General features: G+C 63.4%; 23 protein-coding genes and 1 tRNA gene. 10 read left to right on the forward strand and 14 right to left on the reverse strand.

Annotated features, from left to right (window positions below):
• Positions 1-38: 38 nt before the first annotated feature.
• From LB554_RS10225 to LB554_RS10240, 4 genes are all read left to right on the forward strand, one after another.
• Positions 39-1478, forward strand: coding sequence for a GH39 family glycosyl hydrolase (locus LB554_RS10225; RefSeq protein WP_224584346.1), 1440 nt, complete (start codon positions 39-41; stop codon positions 1476-1478).
• Positions 1471-2811 (forward strand): glucoamylase family protein, encoded by a 1341-nt coding sequence (locus LB554_RS10230; protein ID WP_224584348.1) that lies wholly within the window; start codon positions 1471-1473, stop codon positions 2809-2811. Before LB554_RS10225 ends, LB554_RS10230 begins: the two co-directional genes overlap by 8 nt.
• Positions 2801-4330: a mercuric reductase gene (locus LB554_RS10235; protein WP_224584349.1), complete on the forward strand. Its 1530-nt coding sequence runs from the start codon at positions 2801-2803 to the stop codon at positions 4328-4330. The genes LB554_RS10230 and LB554_RS10235 overlap by 11 nt, the downstream gene beginning before the upstream one ends.
• Positions 4331-4535: 205 nt before the next feature.
• Positions 4536-5795, forward strand: coding sequence for a glycosyltransferase family 4 protein (locus LB554_RS10240; RefSeq protein ID WP_224584351.1), 1260 nt, complete (start codon positions 4536-4538; stop codon positions 5793-5795).
• 153 nt (positions 5796-5948) lie between these two features.
• On the opposite strand, the gene LB554_RS10245 is transcribed toward LB554_RS10240, so the two are convergent.
• Both LB554_RS10245 and LB554_RS10250 read right to left on the reverse strand, forming a co-directional pair.
• Positions 5949-6524: a DUF1349 domain-containing protein gene (locus LB554_RS10245; protein ID WP_224584352.1), complete on the reverse strand. Its 576-nt coding sequence runs from the start codon at positions 6522-6524 to the stop codon at positions 5949-5951.
• Positions 6525-6588: 64 nt separating this feature from the next.
• Entirely contained in the window at positions 6589-8028 is a 1440-nt protein-coding gene (locus tag LB554_RS10250) for an aldehyde dehydrogenase family protein (protein WP_015314241.1), read from the reverse strand.
• A gap of 274 nt (positions 8029-8302) precedes the next feature.
• Between LB554_RS10250 and LB554_RS10255 the strand changes: the two genes are divergently transcribed.
• Positions 8303-8962, forward strand: a complete 660-nt coding sequence (locus LB554_RS10255) for a TetR/AcrR family transcriptional regulator (RefSeq protein ID WP_224584354.1) — start codon at positions 8303-8305, stop codon at positions 8960-8962.
• 81 nt (positions 8963-9043) lie between these two features.
• On the opposite strand, the gene LB554_RS10260 is transcribed toward LB554_RS10255, so the two are convergent.
• The 10 genes from LB554_RS10260 to ssuD form a co-directional block, all read right to left on the reverse strand.
• Positions 9044-9529 carry a hypothetical protein gene (locus LB554_RS10260; RefSeq protein ID WP_318013199.1) on the reverse strand — a complete coding sequence of 162 codons (486 nt, stop codon included), beginning with the start codon at positions 9527-9529 and terminating at the stop codon, positions 9044-9046.
• Positions 9530-9696: 167 nt separating this feature from the next.
• A complete protein-coding gene (locus tag LB554_RS10265; RefSeq protein WP_224584356.1) occupies positions 9697-10944 on the reverse strand; it encodes an SfnB family sulfur acquisition oxidoreductase in 1248 nt (415 codons plus the stop codon).
• 24 nt (positions 10945-10968) lie between these two features.
• Positions 10969-11760: an ABC transporter ATP-binding protein gene (locus tag LB554_RS10270; protein ID WP_140821618.1), complete on the reverse strand. Its 792-nt coding sequence runs from the start codon at positions 11758-11760 to the stop codon at positions 10969-10971.
• Between the two features lie 67 nt (positions 11761-11827).
• Positions 11828-13165: an ABC transporter substrate-binding protein gene (locus LB554_RS10275; protein WP_140714313.1), complete on the reverse strand. Its 1338-nt coding sequence runs from the start codon at positions 13163-13165 to the stop codon at positions 11828-11830.
• 78 nt (positions 13166-13243) lie between these two features.
• Positions 13244-14284: a branched-chain amino acid ABC transporter permease gene (locus tag LB554_RS10280; RefSeq protein WP_224584357.1), complete on the reverse strand. Its 1041-nt coding sequence runs from the start codon at positions 14282-14284 to the stop codon at positions 13244-13246.
• Positions 14285-14287: 3 nt separating this feature from the next.
• Positions 14288-15187, reverse strand: coding sequence for a branched-chain amino acid ABC transporter permease (locus LB554_RS10285; RefSeq protein ID WP_224584358.1), 900 nt, complete (start codon positions 15185-15187; stop codon positions 14288-14290).
• Positions 15184-16110, reverse strand: a complete 927-nt coding sequence (locus LB554_RS10290) for an ABC transporter ATP-binding protein (RefSeq protein ID WP_224584359.1) — start codon at positions 16108-16110, stop codon at positions 15184-15186. The genes LB554_RS10285 and LB554_RS10290 overlap by 4 nt, the downstream gene beginning before the upstream one ends.
• Before the next feature lie 123 nt (positions 16111-16233).
• A complete protein-coding gene (gene sfnG / locus LB554_RS10295; protein WP_224584360.1) occupies positions 16234-17337 on the reverse strand; it encodes a dimethylsulfone monooxygenase SfnG in 1104 nt (367 codons plus the stop codon).
• A gap of 160 nt (positions 17338-17497) precedes the next feature.
• On the reverse strand, positions 17498-18955 hold the full coding sequence (locus LB554_RS10300) for an FAD/NAD(P)-binding protein (protein ID WP_224584361.1): 1458 nt from the start codon (positions 18953-18955) through the stop codon (positions 17498-17500).
• Positions 18952-20124, reverse strand: a complete 1173-nt coding sequence (ssuD, locus tag LB554_RS10305; protein ID WP_224584362.1) for an FMNH2-dependent alkanesulfonate monooxygenase — start codon at positions 20122-20124, stop codon at positions 18952-18954. The genes LB554_RS10300 and ssuD overlap by 4 nt, the downstream gene beginning before the upstream one ends.
• 392 nt (positions 20125-20516) lie before the next feature.
• On the opposite strand from ssuD, the gene LB554_RS10310 reads away from it, so the two are divergent.
• The 4 genes from LB554_RS10310 to LB554_RS10325 all read left to right on the forward strand — a co-directional run bounded on the left by LB554_RS10310 (position 20517) and on the right by LB554_RS10325 (position 22649).
• Entirely contained in the window at positions 20517-21191 is a 675-nt protein-coding gene (locus tag LB554_RS10310) for a GntR family transcriptional regulator (protein WP_224584364.1), read from the forward strand.
• A gap of 190 nt (positions 21192-21381) precedes the next feature.
• Positions 21382-22083, forward strand: coding sequence for a Crp/Fnr family transcriptional regulator (locus LB554_RS10315; protein WP_224584368.1), 702 nt, complete (start codon positions 21382-21384; stop codon positions 22081-22083).
• An 83-nt stretch (positions 22084-22166) separates the two neighbouring features.
• On the forward strand, positions 22167-22412 hold the full coding sequence (locus LB554_RS10320) for a hypothetical protein (protein ID WP_015314254.1): 246 nt from the start codon (positions 22167-22169) through the stop codon (positions 22410-22412).
• A 9-nt stretch (positions 22413-22421) separates the two neighbouring features.
• Positions 22422-22649, forward strand: a complete 228-nt coding sequence (locus LB554_RS10325) for a hypothetical protein (RefSeq protein WP_224584370.1) — start codon at positions 22422-22424, stop codon at positions 22647-22649.
• Between the two features lie 83 nt (positions 22650-22732).
• On the opposite strand, the gene LB554_RS10330 is transcribed toward LB554_RS10325, so the two are convergent.
• Positions 22733-22808, reverse strand: a tRNA-Ala gene (locus LB554_RS10330).
• A gap of 173 nt (positions 22809-22981) precedes the next feature.
• On the reverse strand, positions 22982-23371 hold the full coding sequence (locus LB554_RS10335) for a TIGR02300 family protein (protein WP_015314256.1): 390 nt from the start codon (positions 23369-23371) through the stop codon (positions 22982-22984).
• Between the two features lie 206 nt (positions 23372-23577).
• Between LB554_RS10335 and aroA the strand changes: the two genes are divergently transcribed.
• Complete coding sequence (gene aroA / locus LB554_RS10340) at positions 23578-24939, forward strand: 3-phosphoshikimate 1-carboxyvinyltransferase (protein ID WP_224584372.1); 1362 nt, start codon at positions 23578-23580, stop codon at positions 24937-24939.
• Positions 24940-25110: the final 171 nt, after the last annotated feature.

A 25110-nucleotide genomic window follows, 5' to 3' on the forward strand; every position in this document is an offset into this window, starting at 1 on the left:
GTGTAGAAACGGCAAATATTTCAGACAGTTCCACGGGTGTGACCTTTCGCTGCGATCTCGGCGTTCAGGGAGAGGAATTCCCCCACTTCTGGGAACATACGGTCGGCAGCGGCCACGCGACACTCGCCCTGCGCGCGGACTGGCAGGCGCAGATGCGCCGGGCGCATGACGAACTCGGCTTTCGCCATGTCCGTTTTCACGGGCTGCTCGATGACGACATGGGCACGCTCATCGACCAGGACGACAAGCCGCTCTATTCGTTCTTCAATGCCGATCAGATCTTCGATTTCCTGCTGTCGATCGGCATGCGCCCCTTCGTCGAGCTGAGTTTCACGCCGACGATGCTGTCGTCGTCCGGAAAGATCGTCTTCCGCTATCGCGCCAATGTCAGCGCGCCGAAGGACTACGACCAGTGGTCGACGCTGATTTCGAAGCTCGTCGCTCACTGGGTTGATCGCTACGGCCTCGACGAGGTGCGGCAATGGTTCTTCGAGGTCTGGAATGAACCCAATCTCGAGGCGTTCGGCAGCGGCAAACAGGAGGACTATTTCAAGCTGTATGCTTACACGGCTAGAGCTATCAAATCCGTCGACACGCAGTTGAAGGTCGGCGGACCAGCCACAGCCGACAATGCCTGGGTCGATGAGTTCATCGCATACTGTGGCCAGAACGGTCTTCCCGCGGACTTCGTCAGCACGCACCATTATCCGACCGATGCCTTCGGCCAGCCTGGCGACGACACCGAAGCCCAGCTCTCGGAAAGCACTCGAAGCGTCCTGCGCGAGGAGGCGCGCACCGCGCGACGGCAGACAGGCGACCGTCCGCTCTACTACACCGAATGGTGCACATCGTCGAACCCGCGCGATCCCATGCACGACGAGCCCTATGCCGCCGCCTTCATCGTCAAGACGGTCATGGAGGCGAGAGGGCTGGTTCAGGGCTACAGCTACTGGACCTTTTCGGATATTTTCGAAGAGAATTATTTTCCATCCCTGCCCTTTCATGGTGGTTTCGGCCTGATGAACCTTCACGGCGTCGCCAAACCGGCTTACCGTGCCTTCGAAATGCTGCATGGCCTTGGAACCGAAATCCTCTCGACTCAAGGCAATCATCCCACCGTCGACAGTTGGTGTGTGCGCGACGGAAATTCGTTGACCGTGCTGATTTCCAACTTCGCCTTGCCGCGGCATCCGATCGCGAACGAGACCGTGCAGATTCAACTTGAGAATGCACGGCGGCCCGACATGGTAACCATCCGACGCGTCGATGCGGCAAATGCCAACCCCAAGGCGCTATGGGCGACGATGGGAAGTCCCGATTACCTGAGCCGAGCAATGGTAGAGCATTTGCATGCGGCCTCGGCGATGCCGAAACAGCCGCAAGCGATCGCCTTCAGCGATCATACCCTTCTGTTCGATGTCACCGTACCTGCGCAGGGCGTTGCTGCCATCAGGCTGGAGTTTTTATCGATTGCTTAGAGCAGATCCCGCCGCGCTGGCCGATGACGAACTGCTGGACCGCTGTCAACGCGCCGCGTTCGGCTATTTCCTGGAGAACGTGAACCCCGACAACGGGCTGGTCGCCGACACGTCGCGGCCCAATTCGCCGTGCAGCATCGCCGTCGTCGGTTTTGCCCTGTCCTGCTATCCGATCGGCGTCGAACGTGGCTGGATAACGCGCGACGCGGCTGCCCGCCTGACCCTTGCGGCGCTACGCCTTTTCCACACCAGCACGCAAGGCAGCGGTCACGACGTCACCGGCCACAAGGGTTTTTACTACCACTTTCTCGACATGAGGAGCGGCTTGCGCGTTTGGCGCTGCGAACTGTCGATGGTGGATACCGCCCTGCTGATCGCCGGCATGCTGGTGGCGAGCGCGTATTTTTCCGACGACAATGACGACGAAGCCGAAATCCGCCTCCTGGCCGAGGCGCTCTACAGGCGCGTCGACTGGCGATGGGCGCAAGGCAGCAGCCCGACGCTCCGCCAGGGCTGGAAGCCGAGGAGCGGCTTTCTGCATTATGGCTGGGAAGGCTATAACGAGGCGACGATCCTCTATGTGCTGTCGATGGCTTCTCCGGACCGCCCGACCTCGGACGACAGCTACGAGGCCTGGACGGCGACCTATCAATGGGAAAACATCTACGACCACGACGTGCTCTATGGCGGGCCGCTGTTCATGCACCAGTTCTCGCATGCCTGGATCGATTTCGCCGGCATCCGCGACGCTTTCATGCGGGAGAAGAATTCGGACTATTTCGAAAACAGCCGCCGCTCGACATACCTTCACCGCGACTACGCCCGGCACAACCCTTACGGCTTTGACGGCTACGGCGAGAATTTGTGGGGTCTTTCGGCCGGAGACGGACCGGGCGGCTTCCGCGCCAGCGTGGAGCGGCGGCCCCACCGGTTTTCCGGCTATGCCGCGCGCGGCGCGCCTTTCGGACCGGATGACGGGACAATCGCGCCATGGTCCTATCCGGCGTCGCTGCCTTTCGCGCCGGACATTTGCCTGGCGGCGCTGCGTCACCTCGTCGATCGTTATCCGGAGGTTCTCGACGATTTCCGCCTGCCGAGCGGTTTCAATCCGACATTGGCCAACCGCCGCAAATTCGGCCGCAACGGCTGGGTCTCGGAAGGCCATTACGGGCTCGACCAGGGCATCGCGGTGATGATGATCGAAAACCACCGTTCCGGACTGATCTGGGGGCTGATGCGTTCCAATCCCCATATCCGTCGCGGCCTGGGCAAGGCGGGTTTCACCGGCGGATGGCTGTCGCGGCCGGTATCCGGAGGGCTCGATGTCGCGTGAATCGACGAGAGCCGCCGTGTTCCCCGTCGACAGCAACGACGTCGAACTGATCAGGGGCGCGCATCCCGCGCACTGGAAGAACCCGACCGCGAACGGCCCCTACAATCTCGTTGTCATCGGGGCCGGGCCGGCAGGGCTGACCGCCGCGCGTGACGCCGCGAGCCTTGGCGCGAAGGTCGCGCTGATCGAACGCGGGCTGATCGGTGGTGCCTGCGTCAATGTCGGCGGCATCCCGTCGAAGTCGATTATCCGCACGGCCAGGCTCTATGCCGATATGCGCGATGCCGAGAGCTTTGGCGGCGACCCGCCAGACCACCTTCGTGTCGACTTTCAACGGGCGATGACACGGATGCGGCAGATACGGCAGCGGATCAGCCGTGCCAATTCGGCCGTTTCCGTCGCAGCCGAGGGCATCGACCTCTATTTCGGCGAAGCGCGCTTCGCCGGACCGGACACCGTCGTGGTCGCGGACAGGACCCTGCATTTCAAGAAGGCATTGGTCGCGACGGGCGCGCATGCGAGCGGGCCCGCGATTCCGGGGCTTGCCAAGGCCGGTTATCTCGACAACGAGACCATGTACGATCTTACGCAATGCCCGCCGCGGCTCCTCGTCATCGGCGGCGGGCCGCTCGGCTGCGAGACGGCGCAGGCTTTCTGCCTGCTCGGCGCCAAGGTCATCCTGGCGCAGAGCGATCCGATGTTCCTGCCCGGCGAGGAGCGCGACGCCGCGCAGATCCTTTCGGATGCGCTGGCGCGCGAGGGGATCGAGGTGCGGCTGAACACCGAAGTGGTGGCGGTGCGGATGGAGGGCGAGAAGAAGGCCGCCGACCTGATGCGGGATGGCGACACGACGACGATTACGGTCGATGAGATCATCACTGGCGTCGGCCGTTCGCCTAACGTCGATGGCCTGGGCCTCGATGAAGCCGGCGTGGCCTATGACGCCAGCGGCATCAAGGTCGACGATTATCTGCGATCCACCAACCCAAATGTCTACGCGGCGGGCGACGTCTGCCTCGAATACAAGTTCACCCACACCGCCGAGGCAACAGCGCGCATCGTCGTGCGCAATGCCCTGTTTCGCGGCCGCGAAAGGCTCAGCGAACTCGTTATCCCTTGGTGCACCTATACCGATCCGGAGATCGCCCATGTCGGTCTCTATCCCCTGGAGGCGCGGCGCAACGGCATTCCAGTCAAGACCTATACGGTCCTGATGCACGATGTCGCCCGCGCCGTGATGGACGGCGAAGAGGAAGGGTTCGTCAAGATCCACGTCAGGGAGGGATCCGACCGCATCCTGGGAGCGACGGTCGTCGCCAGCCATGCCGGCGAGATGATCAATGCCGTGACCCTCGCTATCCGTTCGGGGATGGGATTGCATGCGTTGGCCGATGTCATCCATCCCTTCCCGACACAGGCGCAAGGCATCAAGATGGCGGGCGACGCTTACCGACGGACACGGTTCACTTCATTGCGCAGGCGCCTGGCGGCCCGCTGGCTGGCCTGGTCCAGGCGATAAGCCTTTGCGCTCGGTCCCAGCCGGATCCGCATTGCGACCGATCCGCAAGGCAAGCGCGCCGGGCATCAGACTGTGATCCAGCGCTTGACGAAAGCACGGTTCGGCTAAACAAGTCGAAGCTGATTTCTGTGGCTGCGGGGGCCTCGTTAATGTCGTCCGAGAAAGAGCTTGCGCAACTCCTGGCGCGAAGCGTCGGGCGTCCGCCTTGAGCGCGCGGCCCAATGTCGACATGCCGGCGCGCGGCAGCGGGCGACGCGTGCTGATCGTGTGCCATGAGCCGGCGTTTCCGCCGACTTCCGGCGCGGATCTGCGCAACTATCGCAATGCCGTGGCGGCGGCCGCGTTCGGACCGGTCTGCCTGGCCTCGGTGCGGCCCAGGGCCATCGCCATGACCGCGCCCAATCCGCTGATCCGCACCGAGGCGCTGTCGATCGAGGGAGAGCCCCGGACGGCTTCCATCGGATGGTGGCGTATAAGGGAGGAGCATCGCGTTTCGCGCGCGGCCCTGGCGCGGCTGGAAGCACTGATCCTCGAATTCCGCCCTGACACCGTGGTGGTCGAGAGCATCGGCCTGTTCAAGCTGCTGCGGCCTTTGCGATCGCTGGCAAAGCAGCTCATCCTCGACATGCACAATGTCGAGTCCGACTTGTCCGCGCAGATGAAACGCGCCGAAGCGACCGCATCGCGCCTTTCCGTTGCCGCATCGGTGCCTGGCATCAGGCATCTCGAAAGAAAGGCGCTCGCCCTTGTCGACAGGGTCTGGGTCTGCTCGAACGAGGATCGCGAGAAGCTGATGCGCTTTGGCGGGCGCGCGATGCCCATCGATGTCGTTCCCAATGGGATTCCTAACGTCGAGGCGATTCCCGATGTGCTGCCCCCGGAACCGTCGGCCAATAGCGGCTTTCCGGTGATCCTTTTCATCGGTCATCTCGGCTATCCTCCAAACGTCGACGCCGCCGTGCGATTGGCCCGGACCATATTGCCCCGCATCCGCCAGGCCTTGCCCGGCGGGAAGCTGGTTCTCGCCGGACGCGGCCCGGAACCGGCCGTGCTGGCCCTGCGCGGGTTGCCCGATGTCGAGCTCGTTGAAGATCCCGAAAGCGTGGGTCCGCTCCTGTCCAGCGCGCATCTCAGCATCATCCCGCTCAGGGCGGGCGGGGGCACGCGCATTAAGATTCTGGAGGCGATGGCTTGGGGGGTGCCCGTGATCGCGACACCGCTCGCGGCCGAGGGCCTGGGCCTGGTCGAGAACGACGAGGTGCTGCTGTCGGCCAGCGACGAAGGCCTGGCCGCCATGGCCATCCAACTTTCACGCGACGCCGGGCGCCGGGCAAGGCAGCGCGTGCGCGCCCACCAGGCCGTATGGGCAAGGTTTGGCCCGCAGGCGATCCGCGATGCCGTCCGTGCCGGGCTGGCCCTGGATAATGACGGCGATGACGACCAGCCGTCTCGGATCACCCCATGAGCTGCCGATTATCCCGCCGATCCTGCACCGGGCGTGGAAGACGGATAGCGTTCCCGAACGCTTCCAGGCCTATGCCGAGAGATGGAAGGGCCTTGGGGCCGCAATGTCCTACCGGTCCGTTCGCACACGCCACGCGGAGCCCGGTTGCCAGGATCAGTCGTGTAGATCCCGCGCAATCGGCGGACCGACCGAAAATCCGGAGAACGTGACTTCGAAACCTTCACGCTGCGGCGAACAGCACATCAACCCGACATCGACCATCTTCGAGGTCGGGAAATAGGCGAGCCGCACCGGCTTCCAATGACCGTCGGAAGCGTCGAGATACTGGACGCGGACCGCCTCGCCGTGGCGGGTCAGGCGGATCCTGACGCCGTCAGGGCCGGCGGCAATGGCCACCAGCGACCAGTCCGAGGTGTCGTTGGTGACGACGACGGAGAAATAGGCAAGGCCATCGGTGTATTCGATGCCGGCCTTGATCCAGTGCGTTTCGCTCAGCCGGACCATCAGCCCGGCCTGGTCGTAAAGCACCTCGTAGTCGCCCTTGACGGTCACTTCGGCAGTGAAATCGCCCTCGACCCGCCGATACAGGAAGTGGCCGTTGTCGCGCCAGAAACCATAGAAGGTCTCACGCCAGAAATCGGCCTCCTTGCCGGTGCGCACGCGCACGCTATCACCTTCGATGGCATGATGCGGCGGCGGGTTGAGCCAGGTCAGGTCCTGCAATGTCATCCCTTTGCACCGGTCCGTTTCCAGAGGAGGCGACGGTCCGCCGGCGGTCGGCCGGCGCGCCAGGTTATCCCGCGAACGTATAGGCGGTCTTTACCGTGGTGTAGAACTCCATGGCATAGCGGCCCTGTTCGCGCGGACCGAAGCTCGAACCCTTGCGACCACCGAAAGGAACGTGGAAATCGACGCCCGCCGTCGGCAGGTTGACCATCACCATGCCGGCTTCGGAGTTGCGCTTGAAATGCGTGGCGTGCTTGAGGCTCGTGGTGCAGATGCCCGAGGTCAGGCCGAACGGCGTGTCGTTGGCAACGGCAAGCGCCTCGTCATAATCCTGGACGCGGATGACACTGGCGACGGGGCCGAAAATCTCCTCGCGCGAACTGCGCATGGCGTTGGTGGCCTCGGTCAGCAGCGCCGGCTTGAGATAGAAGCCCGGCGTCTTGCGGTCGAGCCGTTCGCCGCCGAAAGCGAGCGTGGCGCCTTCGCGGACGCCGATGGCGATATAGTCCTCGTCCTGCTTGAGCTGGGTGGCGTCGACGACCGGGCCGATCTGGGTCTGCGCGTCGAGCGCGTCGCCGATCACCAGCTTTTCCATGCGCTCCTTGAGCGCGTCGACGAAACGGTCGTGGATGCCTTCGGTGACGATCAAACGCGACGAGGCCGTGCAGCGCTGGCCGGTCGAGAAGAAGGCGCCGTTCAGCGCGCAATCGACAGCCACCGCGAGATCGGCATCGTCGAGCACGACCAGCGGATTCTTGCCGCCCATTTCAAGCTGGAACTTGCGCATGTGCTCGACGCTTGCCGCCGCGACGCGCTTGCCGGTTCCCACCGAGCCGGTGAAGGAGATGGCGTTGACGTCGGGGCTGTCGAGCATCGCCTGGCCGACCACCGAGCCCTTGCCCATGACGAGGTTGAGCACGCCCTTGGGCAGGCCGGCGCGATGCAGGATGTCGACGATGGACCAGGCGCTTTCGGGAACGAGCTCGGCCGGTTTGAAGACGATGGTGTTGCCGTGGGCCAGCGCCGGAGCGATCTTCCAGGCGGGAATGGCAATAGGGAAATTCCACGGCGTAATGATGCCGACCACGCCGACCGCTTCGCGCGTGATCTCGACGCCGACGCCCGGCCGCACGCTTGGCACCACCTCTCCCGACAGGCGCAATGTTTCGCCGGCAAAGAAATCGAATATCTGGGCGGCGCGGATGGTCTCGCCAATGCCCTCGGCCAGCGTCTTGCCTTCCTCACGCGCCAGATTGCGGCCGAGTTCATCCTTGCGCGCCATGATCTCGTCGGCCGCCTTTTTCAGCACCGCATGGCGCGCCAGCGGACCGGAACGGGACCACGCTGGAAACGCCGCCTTGGCCGCCGCTATCGCCTGGCCCGCCTGTTCGACCCCCGCCGAAGCATATTCGCCGACGACGTCGCCGGTATCCGAGGGGTTGATGTTGCGGGAGCCGGCATCGCCGACCCATTCACCATCGATGAGGTTTTTTCGAAACGCTGTCATGTCCTTGCCTTCCTGGCTGTTGGCCGCGCGGCGGCATCTGTCTGAAGTGGTATTTGCCAGACAATTGCCTTGCGGGAAAGCACGCACTGGGCCTGGAGACCGCGACAAAAGTCCCCGGGCTGCACCCACGCCTTCGCGGCAGCGGCGACGGAGCCGCGTCGCCAAGCAATCCGGCTAACATGGGCGGGCAGCGCTCCGGGTCAAGGCCGGATCGCCTGTACAGGCATGTCCACAATCTTGATTTGCCTGGTGTGGCGTGTCATGCGTCGTCAAGATGGCAGCAATCGAAACGACGATCCAGCGCGCCGGCGCCACCGGCAACGTCAAGGCTACCCGCGAAGACTGGCTGAAGCTGGCGCTTGAAACCCTGATCTCGGACGGCGTCGAACGCGTCCGTGTGCTGACGCTTGGCCAGCAACTCGATGTCTCGCGCTCGAGCTTCTACTGGTATTTCAAGAGCCGGCAGGATCTGCTCGACCAATTGCTGGACCACTGGCGGCAGACCAATACCCGATTCATCGTCGAGCGTGCCACACGCCCTTCCACGACTGTCATTCGCGGGGTGATGAGCATTTTCGAATGCTGGGTGGACGAAAAGCTGTTCGATCCCCGGCTGGATTTCGCCATCCGGGCATGGGCTCGCCGCTCCCCCACCATCCGGCGTGCGCTCGACGAGGCCGACGAAGAACGCGTCACTGCCATCCGCGGCATGTTCTTGCGTCATGGCTATGAGGAGGAAGACGCGTTCGTTCGCGCTCGCGTGCTCTATTTCATGCAGATCGGCTACTATTCGCTCGAACTCAACGAGCCGATGAGCAGTCGCCTGCCGCATGTTGCCGCGTATCTGCGCAGCTTCACCGGCCAGGAGCCTTCGGCTGCGGATGTCGAGGATTTTTCGCGCTACGTCGCGAAAGCGGTCTCCGGCGGCCGGTAGCCCGAAGACTCCGAACTCGTGATCCCAATAGCGCTTCGCCATGGAACGAAGAACAGGCGGCGATAGGATGGTAGGTTCCGGCTAAAGCGTAAACGACCAGAACAGGCAGGCCAGCGTGGCGGCGGCAAAGATCACGAAAAACAAGCTGCGCAGCAGTACGTTGTGGCGCAACTCGTTCATGACGAAGTGGCAACCGACGACCGCCACGGCAAACAGGAACCGCCAGTTCAACAACGCCAGAAGAGCGCTGCCCTGACCGAATGCCCATCGGGCGAGCAGGCCGCCGACGATGGTGGCGAACAGCACAATGACAGTCCAGAAGATCGCATCGGCGGCATGGAGGAGGACGATACTGGCCGCGCGGATCGGCAGGATCATCATCAACAGCGCGCTGAAGAAAAAAATAGCCGCAAGCGGAATGAACGTTCCGGCGTCGGCGATGCCGTCGAGACGCTTGACGCCGATCGCCCCATAGGGATAGCCGTGACGGGCCACCGCAAGGCTCAGCGCCATGAGCAAGGCGGTCAAGACGGAGACGAGTGCGAAGGTCGTGAGGGCTTTGCTCATGGGGTTCCTGTCCCGAACGAATCAGACAGGAACCGGTGTAACCGATGGTCGTAAATTGCGCGTAAGCTTTCACCCGCCGCCGGCATCCCGAAGGGGATAACCGTCAGGGCAAAGCCACTCGACGACGACCAGGTCGACCGCAGCGCGCGCCGTCCGCCTCCGGCAGATCAGCTCCAGGCGTGCAGCGGCGGATTCTCGCCGTTGAGGAAATATTTGCCAAGGATCGAGTATTTCCAGCGCACCGGATCGTGCAGCGTGTGCGTGCGGGCGTTGCGCCAATGGCGATCGAGATTGTGCTCGGCCAGCGTCGAGCGCGTGCCGGCCAGTTCGAACAGCTTGTTCGTTGCGGCGATGGCGATCTCGGTCGACAGGATTTTTGCTTCCGCGGTAACGATCTGGGCATGCGCGACGGTTTCGGCTGTCGGCTCGGCCACCGCCTTGTCGATGGCATGGCCGGCCTTTTCGAGCAGCGCCTGCGCCGCGTGCAGGCGCAGCGTGAGGTCGCCGACAGCCTGGATGGTATAGGGATCGTCCCAGGCATTGTCGAAGCCGCTGTCGATCCAGGCGCGGCTCCTGGTCCTGACAAAGTGAACCGTCTCGTCGATCGCCGCCTGGGCGATCCCGGTGTCCACCGCCACCTGGATGATCTGGAAGATGGCGCCGTCGGCGGTCGGCTTGTCGTAGCCCTTGTAGCCCGGCACCAGATACGTCTTCGGCACCTTGACGTTGTCGATGATGACGGTGCCGGAGAGCGTCGTGCGCTGGCCGAAGCTCGACCAGTCGTCGATAACGGTCAGGCCGGGCGCACCACGGTCGGCGATGGCATACCAGGCGCGACCTTCGTCATCGAGCGCCACGATCGACACCAGATGGGCAAGCAGCGCGCCGGACGAATAGAATTTGCGGCCGTTGACGACGACATGGTCGCCGGCGTCGGTGAAGCGGGTCTCGAAATCGGCGGCGCGCTTCGAACCGAACTCGGAAAAGGCGTTGCCGAACCGGGTGCCCTTCAGCGCCTCGGTGAACAGCAGCTTCTGCTGTCCCACATCCGACACGGTGCGGATGGCCGCGATGACGCCGAGATGGTTCTGCGCGACCTGGCCGATTGAGGAATCGGCCGCCGAGATGATCTCGATCACCTTGACCAGCGTCGCATAGGACAGTTCCGGCCCGCCGAATTCCTTCGGCACATTGATCGACCACAGGCCGCTTTGGGAGAAGGCGTCGAGCTCGGCAACCGGCCAGATACGCTCGCGGTCGCGCCTGGACGCCCCCTTGACGAATTCGGCGGCGAGCGCATGGGCGATGGCGATCGCCTCCGCATCGTCCCTGATGATGTGTGCTGGTGCCGAGGGCCTTGCGACCGGCGGTACGGCGGCGGAAGCATGGTCTGTCTTGACGGTCGAGACGGTCATTTCATTGCTCCTTCAAATTTCGGTTCAGGCAACGGCGTGGAGACGGGATGGCTTGGCGGCGGGCGACGGCTGCTGGCCGAGATAGAGCGCCCTGATATCCTCGCGCTGGCGAAGATCGGCGGCCGCGCCGGAAAGGACCGAGACGCCGTTTTCGAGCACGGTGGCGTGGTCGGCATAGCGAAGCGCGACCGCCGAGTTCTGCTCGGCGACCAGGATCGACAGACCGGTCTCGCGGTTGAGTTTTTTCAGCGTCTGAAAGATGTCTTGCACGATGAGCGGGGCAAGCCCCATCGAGGGCTCGTCGAGAACCAGCAGGCGCGGCCGCGACATCAGCGCGCGGCCGATGGCAGTCATCTGCTGTTCGCCACCGGAGGTGAGGCCGGACAATGTCCGGCGCTTTTCCCTGAGACGCGGAAAATAGGAATAAACCCGTTCGAGGTCCGCGTTGATTTCGGCTCGGCGGCCGCTGCGGCCGATGCCGCCGGCGACCAGGTTTTCCTCGACGGTGAGGCTCTTGAAACAGTGACGGCCTTCCAGCACCTGGACCAGCCCGGCGCGTACGAGATCGCCCGGCTTGCGGCGCGAGACATCCGAGCCATCATAGCGGATGGAGCCGGCGTTGACCTGGCCGCGCTCTGCCGGCAGCAGGTTGGAGACGGCCTTCAACGTCGTGGTCTTGCCGGCGCCGTTGGCACCGAGCAGCGCCAGAATCCCACCCCGCCTGATCTCGAAGCTGACGCCATGCAGCGCCGTGATGGCGTTGATATAGGTGGCGTGGACCGCGTCCACGGCCAGGATGATGTCGTCGTTCGGCATGGCTGTTTCCGTGCTTTGCGGATGGGCCGGGCGCCGCGGATGGTGTCCACGGCACCCGGCCCGGAGATCAGTTGGTGGTCACGGCGTTGGCATCGTCGGCGGTGCGCAGCTTGATGCCCTTCTCGGCGGCATAGGCCTCGGCCGACTTCTCGATGATCGGCCGCAGCAGCGCCCAATCCGGCGCGATCCAGTCGGAAACGACGTTCCACTTCTTGCCGTCCCACTGCTGGAAGGTCACGTAGCCCTCGCCCTCGTGGTTGTCCCAGCTGACATTGATCGAGTGGAACAGGTCCTTGGCCCCGAGCGCCTCGACCTTGGACGGGTCGAGCTTGAGGTGTTCGAAGCCCCAGCGGACTTCGTCGCCGGTCAGCGTGCGATGGCCGAACTTCTCCTGCGCGACGCGGATCGCCTCGACATTCAGGATGCCGTTGACGATGCCGAGATTGTGGTAGACAGAGCCGATGCGCGACTTGTCTTCGAGATTGCCCTTGCCGGCGCCGTAGACGGTCTTCACGATCTCCTGCACCACCGGATAGGTGTTGCCCGAGGCCTGGGTGGTGATGGCGGTGTAGCCCTTGGCGGCATCGCCGGCGGGGATGACGTCCTCTTCCGAATTCGACCAGACATTGCCGACGATGTGGTCGACGGGATAGCCGACCTTGACCGCCGTCTTCAGCGCCACCGGGTTCATTACGCCCCAGCCGCGCAGGACGACGAAAGCAGGCTTGGCGCGGCGGATGGTCAGCCATTGCGACTGTTGTTCGTTGCCGGGATGCGGCACCTCGATCTGCTGCACGGTGAAGCCATATTTCTGCGCCAGCAAATCATATATCGGGATGGTCTCCTTGCCGTAGGGCGAGCCGTGATAGAGCACGACGATCTTCTTGCCCTTGAGCTTGTCGATGCCGCCTTCCTTGGCGGCGATATAGTTCACGATGCCTGACGTCTCGCTGTAGGGGTTGAGCAGCAGCGGGAAGACGTAAGGGAAGACGCGCCCGTCGGTCGAGTCGGTGCGGCCATGGTTGACCGTAATCAGCGGCACCTTGTCGGCGGTGATACGGTCGATCATCGCATAGGCGATGCCCACTGAGAGCGGGTTCCAGGCAGCGGCACCCGCATGGCTCTTCTGCCGCTCGTAGCATTCGACGCCGCGCTCGACCTCATACTGGGTCTCACACTCGTCCCAGGTCAGCTTGACGCCGTTGACGCCGCCGTCGCGGATGTTGATGAGGTTGAGATAATCGATGAAGCCGCCGAAGAAGCCGGTGCCGCCGGCCGCGTAGGGTCCGACGCGATAGCTCTGCAGCGGGAAATATTGTTCGTCGGCATGAGCTGATGGCAAGGCCACCGACACGATCATCGCCGCGGACAAAGCCGCCGCCTTGATGGTGCTGAGGAAGGTCATGGCTAGGTACTCCCGGTATGGGCCGTCTTTGGTCCGGCCTCTGGTTCATCTTCGAATAGGATTCTGGAGTGCGAGGGCTCAGGTCGGTTGCCAAGCGAACAGGAGCCGTCTTCGGATCCTGTCCCACAGGGCCACCAGCCCGTCGGGTTCGAGGATCAGAAACAGGATGATGAGGACGCCGAGCACGATGCGCTGGCTCATGTCGAGCACGCCCGAATCGAAGACATCGCCAAGCAGGAAGCCGCCGAGGCGCGACAGTGCGAGCGGAAAGACCACGATCAGGGCGGCGCCGAAGAATGCGCCGCGGATCGAGGCGAGGCCGCCGATGATGATGATGAACATTATCTGGAACGAGCGGTCGAGATCGAAGCCATCCGGCTCGACGGTCCTGAGATAAGCGAACGCCCAGATGACACCGGCGACGCCGATGACGAAGGACGAGATGGCAAAGGCCAGAAGCTTGGTCTTCAAGACCGGGATGCCAATGATGCGGGCGGCGGTCTCGTTGTCGCGGATGGCGATGAAGTTTCGTCCCGTCTGCGACGATACCAGCCGATAGGCGAAGAAGGTCAGGATGACGACGATGGTCAGCGCAAAGAAATAGCGGCCGACGGGGCCATCGAGTGTGAAGCCTGAAAACGACAGCCTGGGCGCGTCGATGACGCCGGATGCAGAGTTGTTGGAAAACCAGCTGAACTTGGTCAGCGCCCATTGCACGAAGAACTGCGCGGCAAGCGTCGAAACCGCCAGATAAAAACCTTTCAGCCGCAGGCTCGGCAAGCCGAAGACGATGCCGATCGCGGCGGCCACGATGCCGGCGAGGAAAATGCTGCCGATCAGTGGCAGGCCTTCGACGCGCAGGTTGAAATTATAGGCGGCAAAGACGCCTGCCGCCATGAAAGCGGCGCTACCCAGCGAAACCTGGCCGGCATAGCCGGTCAGGATGTTGAGGCCGACACCGGCGAGGCTGAGTGCCAGGAACGGCAGCAGGATGGCCTCGAACAGGTAGCTCGAGCCGATCAGCGGCACGACGCCATAGGCGAAGGCGAGCAGGAGTACGGGGGCCACCCATTTCGGCAGCACAGTCACGGCGGAAAAGTCGCTTGCAATCGCGGCCATGGCTCAGACCCTTTCGACGAGCTTCTGGCCGAACAGGCCGGAAGGACGGATCAGGAGGAAGACAAGCGCGAGGACATAGGCGAACCAGCTCTCGATGCCGCCGCCGAAATAATCGCCGATATAGACCTCGGCGAGCTTCTCGCTGGCGCCGATCAGGAGCCCGCCGACAATGGCGCCAAGAATGGAATCGAAGCCGCCAAGCACCAGCACCGGCAGCGCCTTGAGCACCACCAGCGACAGCGAGAACTGCACCCCTAGGCGGGCGCCCCAGAGCAGCCCGGCGACCAGCGCGACCAGGCCGGCCGCCGCCCAGACGGTGGCCCAGATCAGTGGCAGACGCAGGCCAACCGCGAGTGCGGCGAACTGGTCGTCCGCGACGGCGCGGAAGGCGAGGCCGATGCGGGTGTAGCGGAAGAACAGCGACAGCAGGAGAACCATGCCGGCCGCGACCACCGCCGCAAAAATATCGAACTGACTGATCAGCACGCCGCCGACTTCCAGCGGCACATCCTCGATGCCGAGGTCAAGACCATGGACCTGCGTGCCCCAGATCAGTTGGGCGGCGCCCTCGATGATGTAGGACAGGCCAAGCGTCGCCATGAACAGGGTGATCGGCGGCTTGTTGGTTAGCGGCCTCAGCACCGTGCGCTCGATGGCGATGCCGATCGCCACCATGATGGCGAACGTTGCCACCAAGGCCAGTGCAAGCGGAACACCGCGTTCGACAAGGCTGACGAAGGTAAGGGCGGCGAACAGCAGCATCGCGCCTTGGGCGAAGTTGAGCACGCCCGAGGTCTTGTAGATCAGCACGAAGCCGATCGCGACCAGCGAATACATGACGCCGGAGAGCAGCCCGCCGACGAGCACCTCGATGAAGAACTGATAGTCGAAGTCGGCGATCATATGCCCGCCCCGTCCTCATTGTCTGAGGCGACGCCCAGATAGGCATCGATGACGCGTTGGTCGTTGCGGACCTCGTCGGGTGTGCCGTCGGCGATCTTGCGGCCATGGTCGAGAACGGCGACACGGTCGGACAGGCCCATGACGACGCCGACATCGTGTTCGATCAGGACGACGGTGGTGGCAAAGCGGTCACGCGCTGCGCGCACGAAAGCAGCCATTTCGCTTTTCTCACCTGATGTCATGCCGGCCATCGGTTCGTCGAGCAGCAGCAGGCGCGGCTCCGCGACCAGCGCCCGGGCGAGTTCGACCCGCTTCCGCAGCCCGTAGGGCAGCGTGCCGGCAAGACGATCGCGCACGGCGGTGAGGTCGAGAAATTCGAGAATCTGATCGGCGCGGCTGCGTATCTCACCTCGCTCGCCGCGCGATCGTCCGATGCCGAGCACCTGGCCGGCGAAGTTGGAACGGACCTTGTAGGCAAGGCCGGTGGCGACATTGTCGAGGACGCTCAGTCCCTTGAACAAAGCAAGGTTCTGGAAAGTCCGGGCGACGCCGAGATGCGCCAGCCGCTGCGTCGGCACCTGCGCATAGTCGATTCCGGCAAGCTGGACCTGGCCGCGATCCGGCCAGTAGACACCGCTGATGACATTGATCAGCGAGCTCTTGCCGGCGCCGTTCGGGCCGATAATGGCGCGGATTTCACCTGATCGAACAGACAGATCGATGTCGGCCAGCGCGACGACGCCGCCGAACGACAGGCCGATGGCCTGGAGTGAAAGCATCGGAGATGTGGCCACCGCAGTGCCTGTTACCGGTGCGGTATGACCTTCGGACGGCTGCAGCGCCGAGGGCAGGCCGCGCGCGAAAACTTCCGGCGCATAGACCGAGGCTTCCATCACGCCTATGGCATAGCTGGGCAACGGCATTCCAATCGTCCTCGATTTCGCCCGCAGGCGCACGAATTCTCGATGCCGCCCGAAAAGATCGAGCGCGCTTGAAAACCTTCATTCGGGTGCTGGCCGGATTACCCGGCAGCCTTGGAGAGATGACTATTCCGCTGCCAGCGAAGCCGCCTGCCCGGCATCCTCCAGCTCGCGAACGAGCGGGATGACATGCTTGCCGAAATACTCGACCTCTTCCTGGAAATGCAGGAAGCCGAGCAGGATGAGATCGGCGCCGGCGCTCTTCAAATCGACGATGCGCTCGGCAACCTGTCTCGGTGTGCCGATCAGGTTGGAGCGAAAACCGTCATTGTACTGGACGAGGTCGTCGAAGGAGGACTTCGCCCAATTGCCCTCGCCTTCCGGCGAGGCCTTGCCGGCGTTCTTGACCTCGTGGCCGAAGGCGTTGACCGCTTCCGGATTGGCCTTGGCGATGATCTCGGCAAGCACCGCCTTGGCCTCGTCCTCGGTCTCGCGGACAATGGCGAAGGCGTTGACGCCGACCTTGACGGAATGATTGCTGGCCTTTGCCTTGGTCTTGAGATCATCGACCTGTTTGGCGATTTCGGCCGGCGTGTTGCCGTTGGTGAAATACCAGTCGGAGACGCGTGATGCCATGTCGCGTGCCGCGCGCGACGAGCCGCCCTGGAAGATCTCGGGCAGCGGCCGCGGCGGCTTCGGTTTCAGCGAGTATTCGTTGAAGCGGTAGAAGTCGCCTCGGAAGGTGAAGCTGTCTTCAGTCCATATACCGCGCAGCGCACGGATGAATTCCTCGGAGCGACGGTAGCGCTCATCATGGTCGAGCCAATGCTCACCGATGGCGTGGAATTCGCCACGGAACCAGCCGGAGACGAGATTGATGGCGACACGGCCATTGGTCAGGTAGCTGATGGTGGCAATCTGCTTGGCCGCCAGTGCGGGATTCCAAGGGCCGGGCAGGATCGCGGCGATCACCTTCAGCGTCGTGGTGGCGGCCAGCAGGTCATGGCTGAATGCCACCGATTCATGCTGCTCGTCGGCGCCGTAGCCGGCGGTGAAACGGATCTGGCTCAGCGCGTAGTCGAAACCGGCCTTTTCGGCGATCTGTGCCAGCTTGCGGTTGTACTCGGCTGAATGGCTGGTGCGCTGCTCGATGTCGGAGATCACCAGGCCGCCCGAAACATTGGGCACCCAGTAGGCGAATTTGACCGCGTCGGTTCCTGCATGTGCCATGAATTGTCTCCCAGTCAGGCTGTTGATCGGTCCAGCCGCAGCCGGACGTCGCTATATTTATTATGTTTATGGAATTTATATACAAAGGAGGATTTTCCGTTTTTGGCGCACTTGCGGGACGGAAATACCAATTTTGCCCGGCCATGCCGGCTTGCGGTTGTCAGCCCGCGACCGCAACGCCCCCGGCATTGGGGCCAACCGCTCCGCCTGAAGAAGATGTGTCGAGCAGCCCCGCGATCTCGACCGCGACCCTTTGGGCATGGCGAGCAACCTCCGGCAGGCCCATGAGTTCGCCAAAGGTGCCTCGCGCCAGCGGACCGGCGACGAAAAGCCCGACAACCGCCTTGTCATCGCCACCGACGGCGCGACTATCGAAGCCGGTCTCGATACCGAGCCCGTATGCGTCCGCCCTGATCAGACTGGCCTCAGTCAGGGAACGCAGCGCCGGATTTGACTGGAGCGCCTGCCCATGGGCCGGCCCTGTCGTGTTGATGACCGCATCGAAGCTTGCCGTCTCGATGTGCGTCTGTCCGCGCCGTTGGAAGCTGACCGCGAGGCTGTCGCCCTCGTCGTTCGACGCGACAAGCCGGGCTGCAATGGTGTCGAATGTGCCGGCGGTCTGACGGCGGTCGAGCACGGAAGCCACCTGCGGTGCGATCCTGAAGCGATGCACGTCCCAAAACACGCGCAGCTGGCGGACCAGCCTTGCCCGCTCTGGCGGAGCGAGGGCGGACCACAGCACCGGCCCTTGCATGCGCAATTGGTCAAAAACCGACTGCCAGTTGAGGTTGGCGGCTCGCGCCGCGGCCAGCGTGGCGCGAATGTTCTTCAGCAGGCCAAGTGCGGATGTGGCCGGCGCCGACGCAAAGTCGCCGAAGGGCTCATGTCTGATATCCGGGTGGCCGCGCGAACGCAGTCCGCGGCGCGACAGCGCCAGGATGCGGCCGCGATGACCCCGGCGGTCAAGCTCGGCCACCATGTCGGCCGAGGTCAGTCCGGAGCCGACGATCAGGACCGACGCCTCCGGCCCGATCCCGGCGAGTGCCGACGGCGCGTAGGGATCGGCGATGAAGCCAGGTGCTTCAGCCAACAGGGCAAGTGCTGCCGGGATGGCCGGCAGAGGATGAGTCGCGGCGAGCACGACGATGTCGGCCGCGACAGGTCCGGCGCAGGTCTGTACGGTCCAGCCCGCGCCGTTGGCTCGAATTACCCGGGTGGCCTGTGCTTCGACATGACGAATAGCGCCCGAGTCGAGCCAAGGTGCGAGCTGCTCGGCGACATAGCGACCGAACACCCGCCGGCGCGGAAATACGTCGCCGTTCTTCCACAGCGCATCCGGGTCCCGCTCGATTTCGCCACTGCCCGCCAGCCAGCGCGCAAAATGCTGCTGGTCTTCGGGAACCATGCTCATCCGGACGGCCGGGACGTTGACGCGGTGCGACGGCTCATCGCTGGAATAGGCAAGACCGCCGCCGAGCGCGGAACGCGGTTCGATCACCGAGATCGACAGGCGCTCCGGCCCATGCGCCCGCGCAAGGTGCCAAGCGACCGCCGCGCCGGAAAAACCACCGCCGATTATGGCGACGCGCGATCGGCGGACCGGAGGCAGCGCGTTCACGAGGCGCTGGCGAGCGACTTCGGCCGATGGTCACCGGCAATGGTCTCGCCGAACGGCCCGGTATTGACCGACGACCCGGCCGACTTGACCGGATGATCGGTCGGCAGTTTCGGCAGCACCAGTTCGCCGAAGCGATAGGCTTCCTCCAGATGCGGATAGCCGGACAGGATGAAGGTGTCGATGCCGAGGCGACGGTATTCATCGATGCGCTCGGCAATCGTATCCGGGTCGCCGACCAGTGCCGTTCCCGCACCGCCGCGCACCAGGCCGACGCCGGCCCATAGATTGGGCGCGATCTCGAGCTTGTCACGGTTGCCGCCATGCAGCGCGCTCATGCGCGCTTGGCCGACCGAATCCATGCGGCCGAACACTTTCTGCGCCGAAGCGATCGTCGCGTCGTCGAGCCGACTGATCAGGCTGGCGGCGGCGGCCCAGGCCCGTTCAGTGGTTTCACGGGCGATGACATGCAGACGAATGCCGAAGGAGAGTTTGCGGCCGGCCTTGTCGGCCAGTTCGCGCACGGCATCGAGCTTGCGTCCGACGTCGGCCGGGGGTTCGCCCCAGGTCAGATATTTGTCGATTTCCTGCGCCGCGACTGCCGATCCAGCATCCGATGAGCCACCGAAATAGAGCGGCGGATAGGGCGCCTGCACCGGCGGGAACAGCAACCTTCCGTCCTCGATGCGGAAATGCTTGCCCTGGTGCTCGACCGTCTCACCGCTCAGCACCCGTTTGTAGATCCGGAGGAATTCCTGCGTCACCTCATAGCGCTCGGCATGCGAGAGAAAGATCCCATCGCCCTTGTTTTCCAGCGGATCGCCGCCGGTGACGACATTGATCAGCAGGCGGCCGTTGGAGATGCGGTCGAGCGTGGCTGTCATGCGCGCGGCAAGCGTCGGCGACTGCAAGCCGGGCCGCACGGCGACGAGGAAACGCAGCCGCTCTGTCAGGGGCGCCAGCGCCGAGGCAATCACCCAGGAATCCTCGCAGGCCCGGCCGGTCGGCAACAGCACGCCGTAATAGCCAAGTGTGTCGGCCGCTTTCGCCACTTGCGACAGATAGGGCAGATCGACGGCCCTGCCGCCCTCGGTCGTGCCGAGATAACGGCTGTCGCCATGCGTCGGCAGGAACCAGAGAACCTTGATGCGGTCGGGGACATCTTGGGTCATGCCTTGCCTCCTGTGGTTCGGTGGTAGCGGCCCGGCTCCGGCACGGTTGAGAGTAAACGCGGAAATGCTGGCATGGCGTGGTCCTGTGCAGGAAACAGATCGCCCATGCAGATTGCTTATTCTACAAAATCTGTAGAGTTAGTTTATTCTAAATCCGTGCACGCAATTGGAAATTCTTCCTCATGCCCGCCGCCTGCGAGCGGAGAGGGCCGGCTCGACCGCGTTGACGTTGTCCTTGCGCCGCCTTGGAAGGGTTGGCGGCCTCCTTCCAGGCGTCGAGTGACTTGGCCACCCCCTCCATTGTCGACAGGGACGCCTCCGCATTGGTGCATTCCAATTTACGTTCCAATATACTCCGATCATTTCTGGTGAACGAACGCTACGGATTTGCCATGGACCTTGACCCTTCCACCCTCAATCGGGCTTTGCCGTTGCGCGATCAGATCTATCAGAAGATCCGCAACCTGATTGTCGTCGGACAGATGAAGCCAGGGGAAGTGATCAACGAGGTGGCCATCGCCGAAGCGCTCGGCGTTTCGCGCACTCCGGTGCGGGAAGCGGTAAAGCGCATCAGCGACGAAGGCCTGGTCCATATCCTGGCGCAGACCGGCACCTATGTCGCGCCGATCAGCCGCGCCGACCTCGAGGAGGCCTACGTCATCCGACGGGCGCTGGAGATGGAGAGCGCCAGGCGCGCGGCCGTCAAGCTCACGCCGGCATCCGCCGAATTGCTGGAGGACAATATGGCGGCGCACAAGCTCGCCATCGCGCGCGGCCGATATGCCACCGCGATCCAACTCGACGATGTCTTTCATCGCACCATCGCCGAAATCTGCGGCCTGCCGATGATCTGGCGAGCGGTCGACATCTCCAAGGCGCAGATGGACCGCGGCCGCTATCTCGCCATTCCAAAGCCCGGCTATGGCGAACAGACGATCGAGCAGCACGAAACCATTCTCGATGCCTTGAAGCGGCACGATGCCGAAGGCGCCGCACAAGCGATGGAACACCACCTCGAAACCTCGTTCCGCAACACGCTCGAAGTCGCCGCGGACCTTCTCGGCTGAAGCCTTCTCGGCGTCTAGCAGCGCTGCGGCCCCCGGGACGCTTGACGTCAACGCTTAATTAGCTTTCCAAGCGGGCGCAGTCGTTTGCCAAGCCCGCGCATGAAGCGTAAGATCAGCCATCGGCCGCCGTTTGTCCGGATGCAGCCGACAGTAAGAGGGTACATGCTCTTGCCCGATAGGGAGAAGAGCCATGCCTCAATCCACCTTTCGCAACCATGTTCTGAAAACCCTCACGCCTGAGGATTTCGGGCTTTTACGGCCGTCGATGCATCACGTCGAACTGGCCATCAAAGCCCGGCTGGAGATCGCGCATCAGCCGATCGAGCATGTCTATTTTCCCGAAACCGGTATCGCGTCGGTGGTCGCCGCCATGACCGGAGGGCGGCAAAGCGAAGTCGGCATCATCGGCCGCGACGGCATGACCGGGGTAGCGGTCGTTCTCGGCCAGGACCGATCTCCCAATGAAACCTATATCCAGGTCGCCAGCAACGGCTGGTGCCTGCCGGTTGAACGTCTGCGCATTGCGATTGCCGAGAGCCAGACCCTTCGCCCGTCGCTGCTTCGCTACGCCCACGCATTCCTGATCCAGTCGTCGCGGACGGCGTTGGTCAACGGCCATTCCAAAATCGAGGAACGGCTCGCCCGCTGGTTGCTGATGGTCAACGATCGCGCTGAAGGAGATATCATCTACCTGACGCATGAATTTCTGGCGACCATGCTTGGCTCCAGGCGCCCGGGCGTTACCACCGCCCTCCAAATGCTCGAATATCGGGGGCTGGTTCATGCCAAGCGCGGCGAGATCACGATCGTCGACCGTACCGGAATGATAAAACTCACGGATGGTGCCTATGGCGAGGAGGAGCAACATCACTTCAGCGCAGGGGCTGGCTGATTGTCTGGAACCGGACATAGGCTTGAAGACCACCGAAGTCCTGCCGTAAACCATGTTGGTCAGGGTTCAGGGAGGAATTCTCGATGACCAACTCTTTTCACTCCATCACGGTTGAAAGAGCCGCCGAAGCCTACGTTCTTTCCAGGGGCAAGGCACGCTTTCTCTCCATTGCGCAGGCAATACGCGCCATCCGAACACTCATACCCGCATGCAGGGCTACCGACGGCGAGTTGGAGGAGTTGCTGGCGACCGCATCCCTCGTTCACGGCGTACCCGTGGCGTTCGACACAAACTCGGCCGATGGCGTAGCGCCGCAACTCCATTCGTAGGGGGCGGAGATGCCTGCGCTCGCGCAGACGCCTACCCTGTCGGACGTTCGCCAAGCGATTGTCCGCTGCTTGATCGACACCGTCGACAGGCCGTGCATTTCGATATCCGAGGTGAGCCAGGAGGTGAGGAGAATGTTCCCGCTTTGCGAACTCACGGATTGGGAACTTGGCGATCTCATTGCGCGAAGCGCGATCGACGCGGGATTTGCCGTCGAGTTCGGCGCTGACGCTCCGTGATCGCGCAAATCAGGCGTCGCAACGGTTGAACAGGTCGGAGATGTCCCGCCGAAACAAAGCGTTTCCTTGCCCTGGAAGGTAACTGGTGGAGCCAATCGGGATCGAACCGACGACCTCTTGAATGCCATTCAAGCGCTCTCCCAACTGAGCTATGGCCCCACTCCCGGCAGTCAGCCGGCGCCGTTTCCGGCGAGAGATCGGCGCGGGTTGGAAGACCGCGCCGTTAGTGCAGGCGGCTTCTAACCCCGCCATTCCCAGATATCAAGCCTTCATCGGCGGCTTTTTCTTCACAGGGCGTTAAAGCTGGCAAACGCTTACGTTCGAAGCCTTTGTCAGACTTCGTCGTCGTCGTCGCCGACGCCGATCATGTCGGAAACGTCGTCGTCTTCTTCCTCTTCGTCGGCAAGGAAGGTGTCATCCTCGTCGTCGCCGAGGTCGACGTCATCCTCGTCGTCACCGAGATCGGGAAGATCGTCGCTCTTGGCGTCGTCTTCCGCCTCTTCGAGCGAGACGACCTCGACGCCCTCTTCCTCCTCGGCGTCCACTTCCTTCTCGGCCACTTCCTCTTCCTCCTCGACGGCGGCGATCTTGCCTTCCTCGAAATAGGAGCGCGGATAGGTCTTGCCCGTATAGGGCGAGACGATCGGGTCTTTGTTCAGGTCGTAGAATTTCCGGCCCGTTTCCGGGTCGATGCGTTTTGTGCCAAGTTCGGTTTTTGCCACGGCAAGCCTCGTCGATAAAAGAGTGGTCCCCTTAACCACAGTTTGCAGCGCTGTCAAAGCGAAAAGCCGGCGTCACAAAACCAAGCACTGAAAGGCCTCGCGCCGAGTGACGAGCATGGGGATGACCATTTCGTCCCGCCGTGATACGAGACCGCCGCAACAAATGAAAAGCGCCGGCACGCCGGCAATCCGTCCAGGGAAATTCCATGTCTCACGCCGCCGCTGCCAAGCCGGCCACTGCCCGCAAGTCACCAGCCCTTTCCGGCACGGCCCGCGGGCCGGGCGACAAGTCGATCTCGCACCGCTCGTTCATGTTCGGCGGGCTCGCCTCCGGCGAAACCCGCATCACCGGCCTGCTCGAGGGCGAGGATGTGATGCGCACGGGCGCGGCCATGAAGGCGATGGGCGCGCATATCGAGAAACGCGGCGCCGAGTGGGTGATCCGCGGCACCGGCAACGGCGCGCTGCTGCAGCCGGAAGGTCCGCTCGATTTCGGCAATGCCGGCACCGGCTCACGGCTGACCATGGGGCTCGTCGGCACCTACGACATGGAGACGACCTTCATCGGTGATGCCTCGCTGTCGGGCCGGCCGATGGGTCGCGTGCTCGAACCGCTGCGCCAGATGGGCGTGCAGGTGCTCAAAGCCACGCCCGGCGACCGCATGCCGATCACGTTGCATGGGCCGAAGCACGCGGCCCCGATCACCTACCGCGTGCCGATGGCCTCGGCGCAGGTGAAGTCGGCGGTGCTGCTGGCCGGGTTGAACACGCCCGGCATCACCACCGTCATCGAACCTGTCATGACGCGCGACCACACGGAAAAGATGCTCAAGGGCTTTGGCGCCAACCTGTCGGTCGAGACCGACGAACGCGGCGTGCGCCACATCTTCATCGAAGGCCAGGGCAAGCTGACCGGCCAGACCATCGCCGTGCCGGGTGACCCGTCCTCGGCCGGCTTCCCGCTGGTGGCGGCGCTGATCGTGCCGGGTTCGGACATCACGATCGAAAACGTGCTGATGAACCCGACCCGCACCGGGTTGCTGCTGACGCTGCAGGAAATGGGCGGCCAGATCGACATCTTGAACCCGCGCAATGCCGGCGGCGAGGATGTCGCGGACCTGCGCGTTCGTTACTCCGAGCTGAAAGGCGTCGCCGTGCCGCCCGAGCGGGCGCCGTCGATGATCGACGAATACCCGGTGCTGGCCGTTGCCGCCAGCTTCGCCGAGGGCGAGACGCTGATGCAGGGGCTGGAGGAACTTCGGGTGAAGGAATCCGACCGGCTGTCGGCGGTCGCCAACGGGCTGAAGCTCAACGGCGTCGACTGCACCGAGGGCGAAGCTTCGCTTGCCGTGCGCGGCAAACCAGGCGGCAGGGGATTGGGCGGCCACCCCAACGGCCGGGATACGACGGTGCAGACCCATCTCGACCACCGCATCGCCATGAGCTTTCTGGTGATGGGCCTGGCGACGGAAAAGCCTGTCACCATCGATGACGCCGCCATGATCGCGACGAGCTTCCCCGAGTTCATGGATTTGATGACGGGGCTGGGCGCGGAGATCGAGCGATAGTGGCAATCGCAAACCTTGGGGATTGGCTGGCGACATCCCGTGCTTCGTCATCCTGGGGCGAAGCAAGGAGCGCAGCGACGCGGCGCAGACCCCAGGATCCATGCCATGACCTCAACGCCCCGCAACGTTGCAAAATTCTGATCCGCAGCGTTCTTTGGCTGACGTCACGGC

The organism is Mesorhizobium sp. CO1-1-11 (assembly GCF_020164995.1).
In the GTDB taxonomy this organism is placed as follows: domain Bacteria; phylum Pseudomonadota; class Alphaproteobacteria; order Rhizobiales; family Rhizobiaceae; genus Mesorhizobium; species Mesorhizobium australicum.